Genomic DNA, 16,972 nt, shown 5'->3' on the forward strand with positions numbered 1-16,972 from the left:
GCTGCACGCCCATTCCTGACACACCGTCAGGTCTGTAATCTGACAGTTCGTCAGTTACTTGGCAGTCACACAGGAGCGGGCGGACCGATGCTTGGATCAACCCACGGCACCCTCACCACCGACTCCCGCCGCGCCCGGGTCATCGCGTGCGGCGAACAGCCCGGACCCGCCGTCCACGGCCGGCCCGCCGACGTCGACGACCTCGACGTCAGCGGGCGGCCGTTGTATGCGACCGTCCCCGATCTGGACCGGTTCTTCCGGCCCGAGTCGGTGGCGGTCATCGGCGCCTCGGACGCCGAGGGACGCCCCAACACCGGTGTCACCCGGCAACTGGTGGACTGGGCCGAGCGGGTGGGGGCACGGCTGCACCCCGTGCACCCCACGCGCGCGTCCGTCTTCGGCATCCCCTGCGTGGCGTCGGTCGCCGAGCTGCCGGAACAGACCGACCTGGCCGTGCTGCTGGTCGCCGATCCGCTGCCGGTGATCGAGGAACTGGCCGAGGCGAAGGTGCGGTTCGCCGTCGTGTTCGCCTCGGGCTTCGCGGAGACCGGCGAGGAGGGCGCGGCGGCGCAGGAGCGGCTCGCGGCGGCCGTGGCGGGCTCCGGCATCCGGCTGCTCGGGCCCAACACCAACCTCAACGCCTTCGAGCGGTTCCGCGAGGATCTCACCGGGCCGTCGATCGCGCTGATCACCCAGTCCGGGCACCAGGGCCGCCCGGTCTTCGCCCTCCAGGAGCTGGGCATCCGGCTCTCGCACTGGGCACCCACCGGCAACGAGGCCGACCTGGAGACCGCCGACTTCCTGTCGTACTTCGCCGAGCGGCCCGAGGTCGGCGCCATCGCCTGTTACGTGGAGGGGCTGAAGGACGGCCGGGCCTTCCTCCTGGCGGCCGACCGGGCGGCCCGGCGCGGGGTCCCGGTGGTGGCGGTGAAGGTGGGCCGCACCGAGACCGGGGCCCGCACCGCCGCCTCCCACACCGGCAAGCTGACCGGCGCGGACGAGGTGGTGGACGCGGCGATGCGCCAGTACGGCGTCATCCGCGTCGACGGACTGGACGAACTCCAGGACACCGCGGCCCTGCTGGCCCGGGCCCGCCGGCCCCGCGCGGACGGTGTGGTCGTCTACTCGATCTCGGGCGGCACCGGCGCCCACGCGGCCGACCTGGCGACGGCGGCGGGGCTGCGGCTGCCGGCGCTGTCGGCGGCCAGGCAGGCCGAGCTGCACCAGTGGATCCCGTCGTACCTGAACGTGGCCAACCCGGTGGACAACGGGGGGCACCCGGTCGGCGACGCGCGCGGCCGGAAGATCATCGACGCGATCCTCGACGACCCCGAGGTGGGAGTACTGATCTGTCCGATCACCGGCCCCTTCCCGCCGCTCAGCGACCGGCTGGTGCGGGACCTGGTGGACGCGGCAGAACACACGGACAAGCTGGTGTGCGTGGTCTGGGGCTCGCCGGTGGGGACGGAACCGGCCTACCGGGACGTCCTGCTGGGCTCCTCCCGGGTGGCGACCTTCCGCTCCCTCGGCAACTGCGTCACCGCCGTCCGGGCGTACCTGGAGCACCACCGCTTCGTGAGCGACTACCGCTCGCCCTTCGACCAGGCGCCGCGCACCCCGTCCCCGTCCTTCCGCAAGGCGCAGCTGCTGATGCGCCCCGGCCAGCAGCTCAGCGAGCACGCGGCGAAGCAGCTGCTGCGGGCGTACGGCATCCGGGTCCCGCGCGAGCAGCTGGTGACCAGCGCGGCGGCGGCGGTGCGGGCGGCGGGGCTGGTCGGGTACCCGGTGGTGATGAAGGCGTCCGGTGAGCGGATCGCGCACAAGACCGAGCTGGGGCTGGTCAAGATCGGCCTGACCTCGGCGAGCCAGGTCCGCGACGCCTACCGCGAACTGACCGACATCGCCCGCTACGAGGGCGTCTCGCTGGACGGCGTCCTGGTCTGCCAGATGGTCGAGCGGGGGGTGGAGATGGTGGTCGGGGTGACCCACGACGACCTGTTCGGCCCGACGGTCACCGTCGGCCTGGGCGGGGTTCTGGTGGAGGTGCTGCGCGACGCCGCCGTGCGGGTGCCGCCCTTCGGGGAGGACCAGGCGCGGGACATGCTCGCCGAGCTGCGCGGCCGGGCCCTGCTGGACGGCGTCCGGGGCCGCCCGCCGGCCGATGTCGACGCCCTCGTGGAGGTCGTCCTGCGGGTCCAGCGCATGGCGTTGGAGCTGGGCTCCGACCTGGCCGAGCTCGACATCAACCCGCTGGTGGTGCTGCCGTTCGGGCAGGGCGCGGTGGCGCTGGACGCGTTGGCGGTGTGTCGCTGAGATGGACCTGTTGACTCGGCACACCGGCCAGGTCGCGTTCCTGACCCTCAATCGCCCCGAGGCCCTCAACGCCCTCACTGGCGACCTGCGGGAACAGCTGATCCGGACGCTCTCGGAGGCCTCCGCCGACCCCGCCGTCCGGGCGGTCGTCCTCACCGGCGCCGGACGGGGCTTCTGCGCCGGAGCGGACCTGCGGGGCGGGGCGGGGGCGGGCGAGCGGGTCGCCGGTGACGTGGCCCGGATGATCCGGCTGGGCGCGCAGCGCCTGATCGCGGCCGTGCTGGACTGCGAGAAACCGGTGATCGCCGCGGTGAACGGCACGGCGGCCGGCCTCGGCGCGCATCTCGCCCTCGCCTGCGATCTGGTCCTGGCCGCCGAGTCGGCGCGGTTCATCGAGGTGTTCGTCCGCCGGGGCCTGGTCCCCGACGGCGGCGGCGCCTATCTCCTCCCCCGGCTGGTCGGCCCCCAGCGGGCGAAGGAGCTGATGTTCTTCGGCGACGCGGTCGGCGCGGCGGACGCCGAACGCCTGGGGCTGGTGAACCGGGTGGTGCCGGACGGCGAGCTGGAGAAGACGGCCGGCGAGTGGGCAGCCCGGCTGGCCACCGGCCCCACCCGCGCCCTGGCCCTCACCAAACACCTCGTCAACACCTCCCTCGGCACCGACCGCGCCACCGCCTTCGCCGCCGAGGCCACCGCCCAGGAGATCAACATGACGACGGCGGACGCGAGCGAGGGCGTCACCAGCTTCCTGGAACGCCGGGCGGCCGAGTTCAGGGGACGGTAGGCGGGGGAGGGAGGAGTCGGGGACTGCCTGCTCACCTCCCCTCGTACCGCCCCCGCACACCCCTTCCAATCTGACATACCGTCAGCTTCAATGGGGACATGATGGGACACGCGGGGATGGCGGCCGCCGCCGTCCGTTACCTGAGGGCGGGCCCGGTCGAACCGCTGCCCCGTCCCGAACTGCGCTGCGTCCGCGAGGACGAGCGGGCTCCGGTGGACGGGGCCGAGTTCCGGCGGGTGCTGGGGAACTTCGCGTCCGGCGTCACCGTCGTCACGGCGCCGACACCGGACGGCCCCGCCGGCTTCGCCTGCCAGTCCTTCTCCTCCCTCTCCCTCGACCCGCCCCTGGTCGCCTTCATGGTGGGCCGTACGTCCACGACCTGGCCGCGCATCGCCCACGCGGGCGCCTTCTGCGTCAACGTCCTCGCCGCGCACCAGAGCGCGCTGTGCCGCGCCTTCGCGGTGAGCGGCGCGGACAAGTTCGCGGGCGTGCCCTTCGACGCGGCCCCGGTCTCCGGCTCCCCGCGCCTGGCCGGCGCCCTCGCCTGGATCGACTGCGCCGTCCACGCGGTGCACACCGGGGGCGACCACCTCATCGTCGTGGGCCGGGTGAACGCCCTCGGGTCGACACCCGCCGCGGACACGGAACGGCCCCTGCTGTTCCACAGGGGCCGGTTCCTGTAGACGCGGGGCGGCCCCCACCGCCCCCTTGCCGCCGGACCACGCCCGAGGGCCACCGCCCGGACGGCGTCACGCAGCCGCCGACCCCCGCCGAAACCGCCCCCGGGGGCCGCCGCAGCCCACCGCCGAACCGCCAACAGACCGCCGCCCGGACGCCCGTCACCCAGCCACCGGACCCTCGCCGCCGAACCACACCCGAGCGCCACCGCAGCCCACCGCCGAACCGCCAACAGACCGCCGCCCGGACGCCCGTCACCCAGCCACCGGACCCTCGCCGGACGGCGTCACGCAGTCGCCGGACCACCGCCGGACGGCGTCACGCAGCCGCCAGAAGCGGGGCCGTCGGCCGTCGGCGGATCACCAGTGCCATCAGGGCCGCCGCCGCGCACAGCGCGCCCGACGCGTACCAGACCACGTCGTACGAGCCGAAGGCGTCGCGGGCGACACCGCCGAGGAAGGCGATCAGGGCCGCGCCGACCTGGTGGGAAGCGAGGACCCAGCCGAAGACGATGGCGCTGTCGTCGCCGTAGTGCTCACGGCACAGGGCGAGGGTGGGCGGCACGGTGGCGACCCAGTCCAGGCCGTAGAAGACGATGAAGAAGATCATCGGGGGGTGGACGGCCGGGGCCAGCAGCAGGGGGAGGAACAGCAGCGAGACGCCGCGCAGCGCGTAGTAGACGGCCAGCAGGCGGCGCGGGGAGAAGCGGTCGGTGAACCAGCCGGAGGCGATCGTGCCGACCACGTCGAAGACGCCGATGACCGCGAGGAGCGAGGCCGCCGCCGTGACCGGCATGCCGTGGTCGTGGGCGGCCGGCACGAAGTGGGTCTGCACCAGGCCGTTCGTGGAGGCGCCGCAGATCGCGAAGGTGCCGGCGAGGAGCCAGAAGGGGCCGGTGCGCATCGCGGACAACAGGACCTTGACGGTGCGGCTCGCGGCCCCCTGCACGGGCGCCGGCTTCGGTACGAACTCCTTCGCGCCGTACGGGCTCGCCCCCACGTCCGCCGGGTGGTCGCGCAGCAGCAGCCAGACGAAGGGGACGACGGCGAGGGCGGCCAGGGCCACCGTGACCGCGGCGGGGCGCCAGTCGTGGCGGGTGATCATCCAGGACAGCAGCGGCAGGAAGATCAGCTGGCCGGAGGCGGAGGCGGCGGTGAGGATGCCGCTGACCAGGCCGCGGCGCTCGGTGAACCAGCGGTTGGTGACCGTCGCGGCGAAGGCCAGCGCCATCGAGCCGGAGCCCAGGCCGACCAGCAGGCCCCAGCACAGGAGGAGTTGCCAGGCCGCCGTCATCCACACCGTGAGCCCCGAGCCGAGCGCGATCACGGTCAGGGCGACCGCCACCACCCGGCGGATGCCGAAGCGGTCCATCAGCGCGGCGGCGAACGGCGCGGTGAGCCCGTACAGGGCGAGGTTGATCGAGACGGCCGCGCCGATCGTGCCGCGCGACCAGCCGAACTCCTGGTGCAGCGGGTCGATGAGCAGACCGGGCAGCGAGCGGAAGGCGGCCGCACCGATGATCGTGACGAAGGTGACGGCGGCGACGAACCACGCGCGGTGGATACGGAAACGGGCGGGGGGCTTCTGTGCCGGTACGGCTGCGAGGGCCTCGCTTGTCTGGGTCACGTCACCAAGGGTGCGATGTCCGGACCCGCGCCACCACTGGCCCGAAAGTCAGCGTTCGATAGGATCGGGCCATGAGTCGTGATGGCCGTGACGTCCGCCCGCACCGTGTCGTCGTCCTCGCCCTGGACGGCCTGCTCCCCTTCGAGCTGGGCATCCCGCACCGCATCTTCGGCCGCCCCCAGGACGCCGAGGGACGCCACCTGTACGAGGTCGTGACCTGCTCGATCCGGCCACCGGGCCCGGTCCGGACCGACGCCGACTTCGCGATCATGGTGGAGCACGGACCGGAGACCCTCGCCACCGCCGACACCGTCGTCGTCCCCGCCTCCTACCAGCTCGGCCCGGTCTTCGAGCAGGGCGTCCTCACCGACGAACTCGCCGCCGCCCTGGCCCACATCCGCCCCGGCACCCGCCTCGCTTCCATCTGCACCGGGGTGTACGTCCTCGCCGCCGCCGGCCTGCTCGACGGCCGCCCCGCGACCACGCACTGGGCCGACGCCGCGCACCTCCAGCAGCTCTTCCCGAAGATCGACGTCGACCCGGACGTCCTGTTCATCGACGACGGCGACATCCTCACCTCCGCCGGGGTCGCCGCCGGCATCGACCTGTGCCTGCACATCGTCCGCCGCGACCACGGCACCGCGGTCGCCAACGACGTCGCCCGCCGCACCGTCGTACCGCCGCACCGCGACGGCGGTCAGGCGCAGTACATCGAGCGGCCCGTGCCCGACCCGCAGCAGGCCGGCACCACCACCGCCCGCGCCTGGGCGCTCGGGCGGCTGCACGAGCCGATCCAGCTGCGCGACATGGCCGCGCAGGAGTCCCTGTCGGTACGGACGTTCACCCGCCGCTTCCGCGAGGAGACCGGCGTCAGCCCCGGCCAGTGGCTCACCCAGCAGCGCGTCGAACGGGCCCGGCATCTGCTGGAGTCCAGCGACCGCTCCGTCGACCAGGTCGCCCGGGACTCCGGCTTCGGCACCGCCCAGTCGATGCGGCAGCACCTACAGGCGGCCCTCGGGGTCACCCCCACCGCCTACCGCCGCACCTTCCGCACCGGCGGCGACCTCGAACGCACCGACGGAGTCGGCACCCCGACCTGACCGCCCGGCCCGCCGGACCTCGCCCCACCAGCCGATCCCGGTCAGCAGCAGCGTCAGCCCCACCCCGGCCAGCACCGCCGTGGACGGCTCCACCACCCGCAGCAGCACACCCGCCGCCGATCCCGTCGCCGCGTACCCCGCCCCTGCCGCCGCGTACATGACGGAGTAGCCGGCGGCCAGCGCGCCCGGCGGGAGCGCCTCGCGCAGGGACAGGTTGCGGGTGAGCATGGCGCCCGACTGGAGCATGCCGCCCACGATCAGCGCCACCGCGATCCCCGCGGCGTGCGGTGTCAGCGCGGCGACCGTCACACACACCGAGGTGCCGCCCGTCAGGATCACGCTGCGCTCCCGCAGCCGCCCCGGCCAGCTGCGCAGCCCGTGCACGAACGCGCCGAGCCCGCCGCCCACCGCCATCCCCGTCAGCAACGGCCCCGACCAGCCGACGGGGACGCCCCGCTGTTCGAGCAGGGCCGGCAGGACCAGTTCGGACAGGCCGAGCAGGGTCAGGCTGGCCGCGCCCGTCACGTACACCGGCCAGGCGCCGGCCAGGACCCGCGGCAACGACGCCCCGGGGCGGTCAGCGCCTGGGCCGCCGTCGGCGCCCCAGGCAGCAGGCAGCAGCCACAGGCAGGCCACCGAGGAGGCCATCAGCGCGGCGGCGAGGAGCAGCGGGACGCGCGGCGCGACGCCCAGCGCCAGGCCGGCGACGGCGGCCGGGGAGGCCGCCCACACGCCGGCCGCCAGGATCGACTCGGCGGACAGGGCCTGCGCCGCCGCCCGCTCCGGGACCAGTTCGGTGAGCAGGGTGCGCAGACCGCCGGTGGTGGCGGCGGGCGCGGCACCGGCGAGGAACGCGAACCCGCCGAGCACGGCCGGATGCGCGCCCGGCAGCAGGCCCGGCCCGGCGAAGCCGACGGTCCCGCACCCGAGGCCGACGGCCAGGTGGGCGCGGGCCCGGTGGGGGCGCAGCCGCATCCCGAGGACAGGGGCGCCGAGGATCTCACCGAGGACATAGGCCGCCGCGAGGATCGCCCCCAGGGAGTACCCGCCGGGGCGTTCCCGCACCAGGAACACCAGCGCGAGCGGCGCCATCGCGACCGGCATCCGCGCACCGACTGCGGTACAGGCCCAGGCCAGGACCTGTCGGGAGGCGAGGTCGCGGTAGCTCATGCTCCGACGCTACGGCGTGGGTCCGACGACGTCCCACGGGTTTTCAGCCGGTGCCACGAAGACCACGGACCGCCCCGGTCCGCCCCCGGGTGGGCATGTCAAGATGCTGCTGTGCCGGGGTACTTGGCCGGGCCGGGAGCGCGAGCAGAGGTATGGCTGAGACAGAGACGGTCCGCCGGTGGCTGCTTCCCGCGCTGCTGGCGGTGGCACAGCTCGCCTGGCTGGTGACCGCGGGTCCCTGGCGCGGCGGCGGTCTTCGCGCCGTGGCCGCGGCCGGGGCGGTCGGGTGTGCTCTCGTGGTGGAGACGGCGGCCCTCGGCCGGCGTCGGCAGGCCCCGGTGAGCGCCCTCGCCTGGTCGGTCGGTGCCATGGCGGTCGGGCTGGCCGCCTGGGAGGACGGCTACCTCGCGCTCGGCGCCCCCGTGTCCCTGTACTCGGTCGCGGTGCGCTGCCCCCTTCCCGTGACGCTGCGGGCCGTCGCCGCGGTCGTCGGCGCCGAATGGCTCCTGTCGTTCGCGCGGGCGGGGTTCGGCAGGGTGCCGGTGGCGGAATGGGTGGTCGCGGCCCTGCTGTACGTGCTCTGCGCGGGCCTCGGCGAGGCGCGCCGCAAGTGGCGCGCGCGCCGTCTGACCGCGGCCCGTCGGCTGGCGGGGGCCGAGGAGGGCAGACGGCACGCCGCCGCGAACGAACGCCGGCGCCTCGCACGCGAGTTGCACGATGTGAGCGCCCACCATCTGACCTCCGTCGTGGTGACCGTGGACGCGGCCCTCCGGCTCGGCGGAACCCGGCCGGAACTGACCGCCGAAGCGCTGGAGTTCGCGGAACGCACCGGCCGGGAGACCCAGGCGTCGCTCCAGCGGCTGGTGGGACTCATGCGGGACCCGGAACCACCCGAGGCCCCGTCCTTGACCGGCCACATCCGGCAACTCGTCGCGGGCTTCGGCCGGCTGGGCCGCCCCGTCGCCACGGAACTTCCCCCGGACCTCGCCGGCCCGGCCGGGGAGGCCGTCCACGGGATCGTGCGCGAAGCCCTCACCAACGCCGTCCGGTACGCCCCCGGCGCCGCCGTACGCGTCGTCGTACGGCGTGACGCGGGCCGCTTGCTGCTGTCGGTGACCAACGGCCCCCCGGCGGCGCGGGCGTCCCGCCCGGCCGGCATCACGGGATCGGGTCTCGGCATCGAGGGCATGCGGCAGCGCGCGGCCGCGCTCGGCGGTGAGCTGGACGCCGGTCGGACGGCCGAGGGCGGCTGGCGGGTCGAGGCGGTGCTGCCCGACGCGGGCGGGGCGCCGTCGGCTCAGGGGTGGCGGCGGGACGTCCTGCGCGAGCAGCAGCTGGCGGACCCCGCGCTCGCGTTCACCGCCGCGCTCCTGCCGGTCCTCTTCGTCCTGGTCGGGGCGGAGGACTGGAGCCCGGCGGCCCGGCACGCGGCCGTCCCCTCCATCGCGCTGGTCTCCGCCCTGTTCGCCCTGCACGGCCTGCCCCTGGTGTGGCGGCGGCGCGCGCCCCTGGCCGTGCTCACCGGTGTCCTGGCGACCTCCCTTCTCTGGCCTCTGGCCACTGCGCTGGCCCCCCTGTCGGCACTCTCCCCGTACTTCGCCGGGGGTCTGATCGCCGAGTGTCTCGCCGTGAACGCGCTGGGCGCCTACAGCCATCGCGGCGCCCGCACCTGGCCCTGGGTCCTGCTGGCGGGGACGGTGAGCACCGGTGCGCTGCTGGCCACGGCGGCCGCCGACGGCGATGTGCCGGCGGGTGGGCTGTCGTGGGTCACCGGCGTGGTGCTGGTGGTGCCGTTGAGCCTGGTGGCGTGCGCGGGCTTCGCCCTCCTCTGGGGCGGGGGGCTGCTGGTCCGCCGGCGCCGGCTGCGGGTGCTCGCCCGGGACGACTTCGCGCTCGCCGGTTCCGCGTGGCAGGCGGAGCGGTCCGCCGCAGCGGAACGGGAGCTGCTGGCCGAGCGGTTGAGCGACGCCGTACTGCACCGCACCGAGCGGCTGGTGGACCTGGCGCGCGCGGGGCGGCCGGCCGAGGTCGCGGCCGAGGCCCGCGCGACCCTCGCCGCCATGCGCGATCTGCTGCACGGCCTCGACCGCCCACCACCGACCTGACGCCCGTCTCCCCCGGCCGTCTCCACCCGCCCGTCTCCACCCGCCCGTCCGTCTCTATCCAGAGATCGTCCGTCTCTATCCAGAGATACAGACGGGGTTCGTCCGCCGAGACGATGGGAACGCCGCCGCCCGCCGGAACACTGGGAGCCATGTACCTCACCCTGGTCACCGTGCTCTGCGTCGTCGTGGCCCTCACCGGCATCGTGGTGTCCGTCGTCCACGAACCGCCGACCTGGGCCGTGGTCGTCGGCGTCGTCGCCGGGTTCGCCCTCGGCACCGTACTGCTGCGGACGGCGGCGTTCGCCGACATCGCCCAGTCCTCGGTCGGCTCCTGGAGCCTGCGGCTGGCCGCCTTCGCGGCGGCCGAGGCGCTGCTGGCCCTCGCCGTGGTCCACCGCGGCCGTACCGCCCGCTGAAGCGTGTCGCTCCCTAGAACGTGAGCACCCCCCGCGCCACCCGCCCCGCCTCCGCGTCCGCCGCCGCCTTCTCGAAGTCCTCCACCGGGTAGGTCTGGGTGATGAGTTCGTCGAGGAGCAGCCGGCCCTCGCGGTACAGGCCGGCGTACAGGGCGATGTCCCGCTGGGGGCGGGAGGCGCCGTAGCGGCAGCCCAGGATGGACTTGTCGAGGAAGAGGGAGGAGACCAGGAAGGACGCCTCCGCGGTGGCCGGCGGCACGCCCAGCAGGACCGCCTGCCCGTGCCGGTCCAGCAGGTCGACGGCGGCGCGGATCAGCTCCACCCGGCCCACGCACTCGAAGACATGGTCCGCGCCCGTCGGCAGCACGTCCCGCACGGCCTCGGCGGAGGTCAGGAAGTCGGTCGCCCCGAACCGCCGGGCCACCGCCTCCTTGGCCGGGTTGGAGTCGACCGCGACGATCCGCAGCGCGCCCGCGATCCGCGCGCCCTGGAGGACGTTGAGCCCGATCCCGCCCGTACCGATGACGACGACGCTCTCGCCGTACCCCACCCGCGCGCGGTTGAGCACGGCACCCACCCCGGTCAGCACCCCGCACCCGATCAGGGCGGCGGACGGCAGCGGGATGTCCTCGGGTATCCGCACCGCCTGGACGGCCTTCACGACCGTCCGCTCGGCGAAGGCGGAGTTGCAGGCGAACTGGTACACCGGCCGTCCCGCGCGCGTGAACGGCTTCTGGGGCCGCCCGATCGCCTGCCGGCACATCGTCGGCCGCCCCCGGTCGCACTCGGCGCAGGTCCCGCAGTTGGCGAGGGTGGACAGGGCCACATGGTCGCCGGGGACGACATGCGTGACCCCGGCCCCCACGGCCTCCACCACCCCCGCCCCCTCGTGGCCGAGCACCACCGGCGCCGGGAAGGGGATCGTCCCGTCGATCACCGACAGGTCGCTGTGGCACAGCCCGGCCGCAGAGATCGCCACGAGCACCTCGCCGGGTCCCGGATCGCGGACGTCGAGGTCGTCGACGACCTCCACCCGCTCGCCGTCGAACAGCACACCTCGCATCAGACGACCCCCTTGCGCTCTCTGGGCAGGCCGAGCACGCGCTCGGCGATGATCGTGCGCTGGATCTGGTCCGAGCCGCCGTAGATCGTGTCGGCCCGGGAGAACAGGAACAGGTGCTGCGCTTCGTCGAGTGCGTACGGCGTCGCGGGCGTCCAGTCCGACGGGCCCGCGCTCGCCGACGCGCCCCGCACCTCCACCGCGACCTCGCCGAGCCGCTGATGCCAGCCCGCCCACAGCAGCTTGGCCACGCTGGGCGCCCCCGGCCCGCCCGAACCGCCCAGGGTCCGCAGCGCGTTCCACCGCATGGTCCGCAGCTCGGCCCACAGCCGCACCAGCCGCTCGCGGACGACGGGATCCTCGGCCGCGCCGGTCTCCACCGCCGTGCGGACCACGCGCCCCAGTTCCTCGGCGAACCCGATCTGCTGGGCGAGCGTCGACACCCCGCGCTCGAACCCCAGGAGGCTCATCGCGACCCGCCAGCCCTCGCCGGCGCCGCCGACGACATGCTCCGCGCGCGCCCCGTCGAAGAAGACCTCGTTGAACTCGCTGGTGCCGGTGAGCTGCCGGATGGGCCGCACCTCGATCCGACCGGGCTGGTCCATGGGCACGAGGAGGAAGGACAGCCCCTGGTGACGGGTCGAGTCGGGGTCGGTGCGGGCGAGGACGAAACACCAGTCGGCCTCGTGCGCGAGGGAGGTCCAGGTCTTCTGCCCGGTGACGCGGTACGTGCGGCCGCCCTCGTCGGCCTCCGCCCGCGTCCGCACCCCGGCCAGGTCGGACCCGGCGCCGGGCTCGCTGTACCCCTGGCACCAGAGCTCGGCACCGGCGGCGACGGGCGGCAGGAACCGGGCCTTCTGCTCCGGGGTGCCGTGGGCGATCAGGGTGGGCGCGAGCAGGTTCTCGCCGATGTGCCCGGACCGGGGCGGGGCCCCCGAGCGCGCGTACTCCTCGGCCCAGGCGACCTGCCGGGTCAGACTCGCGGTCCGATTCCCGTACCCGCCCTCCCTCCAGCCCAGTCCGATCCACCCGGCGGCTCCGAGCGTGCGTTCCCATGAGCGGCGATCCCGTTCGCCGCCGACGTGCGCGGCGAGCCAGGCCCGCGCCTCGGCGCGGAAATCGTCGTCCGCAGGTGAAAATCCGAAGTCCACGTTCACCTCCTCGATCGAGCAGGGCGACTGCACCGTCCCGAGGGGCGCGGGGATCTGCGCCCAGCCACGACGCACCCGCACCCACCGGTCGGACCGAAAAACTCACCCGTTGGGCCGCGCCCCCTCGGCCGCGGCCCGCCGCATCTCCTCCAGCCGCTCCAGCATCGGCATCGGATCCACCCCCACCGACCCCGGCAGCACCTCCGCGATCCGCGCCGGCGTCCACGAACCGCCCTCGGCATACGCGGCCCGCAGCTCCCGCGGCTGCGCCCACACAGCGATCTTCGCACCGGCGACGGTGTAGACCTGCCCGGTTATCCCCAACTCCCGCGAGCGGTCCGACAAAAGGAAAATCACCATCGCGGCGACATCCTCCGGCTCGCCGATCTCCGCGAGCTCCATCGGCACCCCGGCCGACATCCGCGTCCGCGCGACGGGCGCGACCGCGTTGGCGGTCACCCCGTACTTGTGCAGGCCCAGCGCCGCGCTGCGCACCAGCGAGATGATCCCGCCCTTCGCCGCGCTGTAGTTGGCCTGCGAGACGGAGCCCTGGTGGTTGCCGCTGGTGAAACCGATCAGTGTGCCGGATCCCTGCCGCCGCATGACGGCGGAGGCGGCCCGGAAGACCGTGAAGGTGCCCTTGAGGTGGGTGGCGACCACCGGGTCCCACTCCTCCTCGGACATGTTGAACAGCATCCGCTCCCGCAGGATCCCCGCGACGCAGACGACCCCGTCGAGCCGCCCGTACGTCTCCAGGGCGGTGTCCACCACCCGCTGTCCGCCCGCCATCGTGGAGATGTCGTCGGCGACCGCGACGGCCTCGCCGCCCGCCGCCTCGATCTCCTTGACGACGGACTCGGCGACCTCGCTCGTGGGCGACGCCCCGTCCACGCCCACCCCGTAGTCGTTGACGACGACCCGGGCACCGTCGGCGGCCGCCGCGAGCGCCACCGCCCGTCCGATGCCCCGTCCCGCCCCTGTGACGGCGACGACCTTGCCGGCCAAGAAGTTCCCCACGCCCGGCCCCTTCCCGCGTTCTCCGACGGACGGTTAGATGCCCCCGAGACCCGTATCTGACGGACCGTTAGATTTTATGTCCCGCCCGACGGGCGAGGACAAGCCCCGGGGAGGCACCGGATGGCACTGCCGGAGGAGTTCCACGACATCGCCAAGCGCGTCAACAACTGGGGGCGCTGGGGAGCCGCCGACGAGATCGGCACCCTCAACCTGATCACCGACGAGGTGGTGCGCGGCGCCGCCGCCGAGATCCGTTCGGGGCGCCGGGTGCCGCTGGCCCTCCCCTTGCGCGAGGACGGGGTGCAGACCGGGATGATCCCGGGCCGCGTCAACCCGATGCACACCATGGTGCAGATCAACCAGGAGATCTTCGGCCCCGGCACGGTCGCGTGCAGCGACGACGCCGTGACGATGGGCCTCCAGGCGGCCACGCACTGGGACGCGCTGACCCATGTCTCGCACTCGGGGAAGATCTACAACGGCCGCCCCGCGTCCGGCATCACCGCGCACGCGGGCGCCGAGTTCAGCGGGATCGACAAGGCGCGGCACGTCGTCTCGCGCGGGGTGCTGCTGGACGTGGCACGCGCGCGGGGCGTGGACCGGCTGGCGGGCGGGCACGCGGTGACGCCGGAGGACCTGGAGGCGGCGGAGGAACTGGCGGGTACGCGCGTGCGCGCCGGCGACATCGTGCTCGTACGGACGGGTCAGGTGCAGCTCTATCTGGCGGGCGACAAGCACGGTTACGCGTTCCCGTCGCCGGGGCTGTCGGTGCGTACCCCGGAGTGGTTCCACGCGCGCGACGTGGCGGCCGTCGCCAACGACACCATGACGTTCGAGATCTTCCCGCCCGAGATCGAGGACCTGTGGCTGCCGGTGCACGCGCTCGACCTGGTGGAGATGGGGATGCTCCAGGGCCAGAACTGGAATCTCGAAGAGTTGTCCACAGCCTGTGGACAAGAGGGCCGGTACGCGTTCCTGCTGTCGGCGATGCCGGAGCCGTTCGTCGGGGGTACGGGGACACCGGTGGCGCCCGTGGCCGTCCTCTGAGACGCCCGGCGACCCACGCGGCGGTCGTCCGATGGCGGCGCGCCGCTGCCCGCCCCGAGCACGGCACCGCGCGCCGCCATCCGACTCGGCGTACCCTCCCCGGCTCCCCCTCCGGCCCTGAGGGACTCGACGCCGAATCGCGACCCACACTCGGCAAGGGCCCGTGTCACCCGGACCCTCGTCGTCCCCTCGCGGTGAATCGCTGACCACAAGCGTGATCAAACGGACACCTCACGTCAACACCACGACGGAGATTTGTTACTAACGCCCCATTTGCAACGGGCGCGCACGGAAGCACGTCCGGGCGCACCGGGGCCACGCCCGATCAGGACGACAGCGCCTCCTGCGCCTGTGCACCGCAGGCCTCCGCCCTCTCGCGGCCATGCGCCCGTCGACCGACCCACCGGGCCGACCCACCGGGCCAGCCGCCCCCGCCGCACCACCCGGTCGCCACAGCCACGCCACAGCGGCACCGGGGACTCACACGGCCTCGAAGGCGCGCCCCTCGTAGGCGGGTTCCGGACGGACCGTCGGCTTCGGGTACACGGCAGGCTTCGGGTACACCGGCTCCGGGTGGGTGACGGCCTGCCGGCCGTCCGTCAGGGCGGTGCGCTCGCCCGCGTTCTCGCCCCCTACCGCGCCCTCGGCGAGCCCCTCGCAGCGGTCCAGCTCGCACCAGATGCGCTTGCCGCCGCCCTCCACGCTCCAGCCCCAGCGGTCCGCGAGACAGTCGACGAGGGCCAGGCCCCGGCCGCCGGTGGCGTCGTCGCCCACGCAACGGGGCACGGGAGCACGGTCGCTGGTGTCCACGACCTCCAGCCGGACGGTGGCCGTCGCGTCCACCGCACCCGGCTCGCCACCCGGCACCGACAGCCGCACGACGGCCGGACGGCCCGTGTGCACCACGGCGTTGGTGACGAGTTCGGAGACAAGCAGGACCAGCGTCTCGGCGAGCGGTTCGTCGTCCCCTATGCCGCACCCGGCCAGACGCGAACGGGCCCACCTCCGGGCGCGCCCCACTTCCGTGGGGTCGGGCCGGATCTCCAGTTGCACTTGAAGCACCTGCACCGCTCACACCATCCGAACCGGCGGACACATGGCCGTGCGCCACGCGAGCCACGCGAATCGCGTGGACACCATGACGACGGGGGCCACGATCGTAGCCATTTTCTGCATGGCCAGAACAACAGCCAGAGGCAGCGTGACGGAACGTGAATCCCTTACGAGACAGCTTGGTTGACGTACAGTCACCTCAACAAGCGCTTCGGGCATATTCCAGCGCGAAGGAGTACCCGTGCGGCATACTGTGCGACGCCCGCGCCAGGGAGTCGAACAGGCGGGGGCCTCCAGCCCGTCCGCCCTGCGAGCAGCGGCACGCACCGCCGGTTTCGGTACCGCCCCAGGGGCACCACCGGCATGGCTCATGCTCGGAACCACTCGCATCCCACAGAAGGTACCGGAGGGTCCGGCCGACTCCGGGCCGTGACGGGTCACGCATCGGACACAACCCGATATCAACGCTCCGTGAACCAGGGATGCCACAATCCGCGACACCCGTACGGCAGTCCGAGCCCCGCGCAGGTCATCGGCGCAGGCAGCGGCGCTAGCGGCCCGCTCCGGCGAGCAGTTCACCGGCGAGCAGCTCCTCACTCTCCGTACCACCCCCCGCACGCCGGGTGCGCACCCAGGCGCGTTTCAGCAGCAGGTGCACATCCGCCTCCCAGGTGAACCCCATGCCGCCGTACACCTGCAGACACTCCCGCGCGCCCCGTACGGCGGCCTCGTCCGCGAGGAGCCGGGCGGCCGCGATGTCGGCGGGGCCGGCGGTGACGGCGGCCGCGTAGACCGCCGCGCGGGCCACCTCGACCCGCACCAGCAGGTCCGCACAGAGGTGCTTGACGGCCTGGAAGGCACCGATCGGCTGCCCGAACTGCTCGCGGGTCCGCGCGTGTTGCACGGCGAGCTCGCACGCGCGCGTGGCGGTGCCGAGCTGCTCGGCGGCGGTGAGGAGGACGGCGACGGGTTCGGCCGCGGTACGCCCGGCCCGCCTCGGCAGCCGGTGCAGGGGCGTCAACGGATCCACCGACCGCAGCGCCACGGCCCCCGAGACGTCCCCGTCCACCCCGTCCACCACGTCCGCCTCGGTCAGCCACTCCACCAGCCCGCCGGTGTCCGCGGTCGTCACGACGGTCTCGCCCTCGGCCGCCCCGGGCACCCGGCCCGCCGCGAGGTGGGTGGCGACCAGGGGGCCGGGCAGGAGGGCCCGGCCCGCCTCCTCGAAGGCCAACACCGCCTCGGGGAGACCGAGTCCGACCCCGCCCTCCGTCTCGGGCAGCCGCAGCGCGAAAAACCCGGCCGCGCCCAGCTCCCGCCACAGCTCCCGGTCGAGTGCGGGCCGCTCCACGGCCGCCCGCAGCGCGTCCCGGTCGAAGCGCCGGGCGAGCAGGTCCCGTACCCCTTGCCCCAACGCCCGCTGGTCGTCCGTCAGTCGGAAGCGCACGGAGA

Annotated in this window: 14 protein-coding genes; 7 read left to right on the forward strand and 7 right to left on the reverse strand. The window is 74.1% G+C overall.

Features of this window, described 5'->3' with window-relative positions; translation table 11 throughout:
• Positions 1–87 precede the first annotated feature (87 nt).
• The 3 genes from AQJ58_RS18380 to AQJ58_RS18390 all read left to right on the forward strand — a co-directional run bounded on the left by AQJ58_RS18380 (position 88) and on the right by AQJ58_RS18390 (position 3,780).
• Complete coding sequence (locus AQJ58_RS18380; RefSeq protein WP_067251413.1) at positions 88–2,313, forward strand: acetate--CoA ligase family protein; 2,226 nt, start codon at positions 88–90, stop codon at positions 2,311–2,313.
• Between the two features lies 1 nt (position 2,314).
• Entirely contained in the window at positions 2,315–3,097 is a 783-nt protein-coding gene (locus AQJ58_RS18385) for an enoyl-CoA hydratase/isomerase family protein (RefSeq protein ID WP_067251414.1), read from the forward strand.
• 98 nt (positions 3,098–3,195) lie between these two features.
• Positions 3,196–3,780, forward strand: a complete 585-nt coding sequence (locus AQJ58_RS18390; protein ID WP_234360088.1) for a flavin reductase family protein — start codon at positions 3,196–3,198, stop codon at positions 3,778–3,780.
• Positions 3,781–4,093: 313 nt separating this feature from the next.
• On the opposite strand, the gene AQJ58_RS18395 is transcribed toward AQJ58_RS18390, so the two are convergent.
• Positions 4,094–5,401 (reverse strand): MFS transporter, encoded by a 1,308-nt coding sequence (locus AQJ58_RS18395; RefSeq protein ID WP_067251417.1) that lies wholly within the window; start codon positions 5,399–5,401, stop codon positions 4,094–4,096.
• A 71-nt stretch (positions 5,402–5,472) separates the two neighbouring features.
• On the opposite strand from AQJ58_RS18395, the gene AQJ58_RS18400 reads away from it, so the two are divergent.
• Complete coding sequence (locus tag AQJ58_RS18400; RefSeq protein ID WP_067251419.1) at positions 5,473–6,501, forward strand: GlxA family transcriptional regulator; 1,029 nt, start codon at positions 5,473–5,475, stop codon at positions 6,499–6,501.
• On the opposite strand, the gene AQJ58_RS18405 is transcribed toward AQJ58_RS18400, so the two are convergent.
• A complete protein-coding gene (locus AQJ58_RS18405; protein WP_067251421.1) occupies positions 6,403–7,671 on the reverse strand; it encodes an MFS transporter in 1,269 nt (422 codons plus the stop codon). The genes AQJ58_RS18400 and AQJ58_RS18405 overlap by 99 nt on opposite strands.
• Positions 7,672–7,823: 152 nt before the next feature.
• On the opposite strand from AQJ58_RS18405, the gene AQJ58_RS18410 reads away from it, so the two are divergent.
• Both AQJ58_RS18410 and AQJ58_RS18415 read left to right on the forward strand, forming a co-directional pair.
• Positions 7,824–9,776 (forward strand): sensor histidine kinase, encoded by a 1,953-nt coding sequence (locus tag AQJ58_RS18410; RefSeq protein ID WP_067251422.1) that lies wholly within the window; start codon positions 7,824–7,826, stop codon positions 9,774–9,776.
• 149 nt (positions 9,777–9,925) lie between these two features.
• Positions 9,926–10,192, forward strand: a complete 267-nt coding sequence (locus tag AQJ58_RS18415; RefSeq protein WP_067251424.1) for a hypothetical protein — start codon at positions 9,926–9,928, stop codon at positions 10,190–10,192.
• Positions 10,193–10,205: 13 nt separating this feature from the next.
• On the opposite strand, the gene AQJ58_RS18420 is transcribed toward AQJ58_RS18415, so the two are convergent.
• The 3 genes from AQJ58_RS18420 to AQJ58_RS18430 all read right to left on the reverse strand — a co-directional run bounded on the left by AQJ58_RS18420 (position 10,206) and on the right by AQJ58_RS18430 (position 13,420).
• On the reverse strand, positions 10,206–11,255 hold the full coding sequence (locus AQJ58_RS18420; protein ID WP_067251426.1) for a Zn-dependent alcohol dehydrogenase: 1,050 nt from the start codon (positions 11,253–11,255) through the stop codon (positions 10,206–10,208).
• Complete coding sequence (locus AQJ58_RS18425) at positions 11,255–12,403, reverse strand: acyl-CoA dehydrogenase family protein (protein ID WP_067251427.1); 1,149 nt, start codon at positions 12,401–12,403, stop codon at positions 11,255–11,257. The genes AQJ58_RS18420 and AQJ58_RS18425 overlap by 1 nt, the downstream gene beginning before the upstream one ends.
• A 102-nt stretch (positions 12,404–12,505) precedes the next feature.
• Positions 12,506–13,420, reverse strand: coding sequence for an SDR family NAD(P)-dependent oxidoreductase (locus AQJ58_RS18430; protein ID WP_067251429.1), 915 nt, complete (start codon positions 13,418–13,420; stop codon positions 12,506–12,508).
• Between the two features lie 120 nt (positions 13,421–13,540).
• On the opposite strand from AQJ58_RS18430, the gene AQJ58_RS18435 reads away from it, so the two are divergent.
• Positions 13,541–14,467: a cyclase family protein gene (locus AQJ58_RS18435; RefSeq protein ID WP_067251431.1), complete on the forward strand. Its 927-nt coding sequence runs from the start codon at positions 13,541–13,543 to the stop codon at positions 14,465–14,467.
• A gap of 480 nt (positions 14,468–14,947) precedes the next feature.
• Here AQJ58_RS18435 and AQJ58_RS18440 read toward each other — a convergent pair whose 3' ends face one another.
• Positions 14,948–15,520, reverse strand: a complete 573-nt coding sequence (locus AQJ58_RS18440; protein WP_079079018.1) for an ATP-binding protein — start codon at positions 15,518–15,520, stop codon at positions 14,948–14,950.
• A gap of 550 nt (positions 15,521–16,070) precedes the next feature.
• A complete protein-coding gene (locus tag AQJ58_RS18445; protein ID WP_067251432.1) occupies positions 16,071–16,967 on the reverse strand; it encodes an acyl-CoA dehydrogenase family protein in 897 nt (298 codons plus the stop codon).
• Positions 16,968–16,972: the final 5 nt, after the last annotated feature.

Origin of the sequence: Streptomyces sp. DSM 15324 (assembly GCF_001514285.1) — a bacterium.
Taxonomy (GTDB): Bacteria; Actinomycetota; Actinomycetes; order Streptomycetales; family Streptomycetaceae; genus Streptomyces.

Coding starts and splice junctions, on each gene's coding strand:
- AQJ58_RS18400 (WP_067251419.1), top strand. CDS start 5,473: ATGAGTCGTGATGGCCGTGACGTCCGCCCGCACCGTGTCGTCGTCCTC.
- AQJ58_RS18405 (WP_067251421.1), bottom strand. CDS start 7,671: ATGAGCTACCGCGACCTCGCCTCCCGACAGGTCCTGGCCTGGGCCTGT.
- AQJ58_RS18385 (WP_067251414.1), top strand. CDS start 2,315: ATGGACCTGTTGACTCGGCACACCGGCCAGGTCGCGTTCCTGACCCTC.
- AQJ58_RS18420 (WP_067251426.1), bottom strand. CDS start 11,255: ATGCGAGGTGTGCTGTTCGACGGCGAGCGGGTGGAGGTCGTCGACGAC.
- AQJ58_RS18410 (WP_067251422.1), top strand. CDS start 7,824: ATGGCTGAGACAGAGACGGTCCGCCGGTGGCTGCTTCCCGCGCTGCTG.
- AQJ58_RS18435 (WP_067251431.1), top strand. CDS start 13,541: ATGGCACTGCCGGAGGAGTTCCACGACATCGCCAAGCGCGTCAACAAC.
- AQJ58_RS18415 (WP_067251424.1), top strand. CDS start 9,926: ATGTACCTCACCCTGGTCACCGTGCTCTGCGTCGTCGTGGCCCTCACC.
- AQJ58_RS18380 (WP_067251413.1), top strand. CDS start 88: ATGCTTGGATCAACCCACGGCACCCTCACCACCGACTCCCGCCGCGCC.
- AQJ58_RS18390 (WP_234360088.1), top strand. CDS start 3,196: ATGATGGGACACGCGGGGATGGCGGCCGCCGCCGTCCGTTACCTGAGG.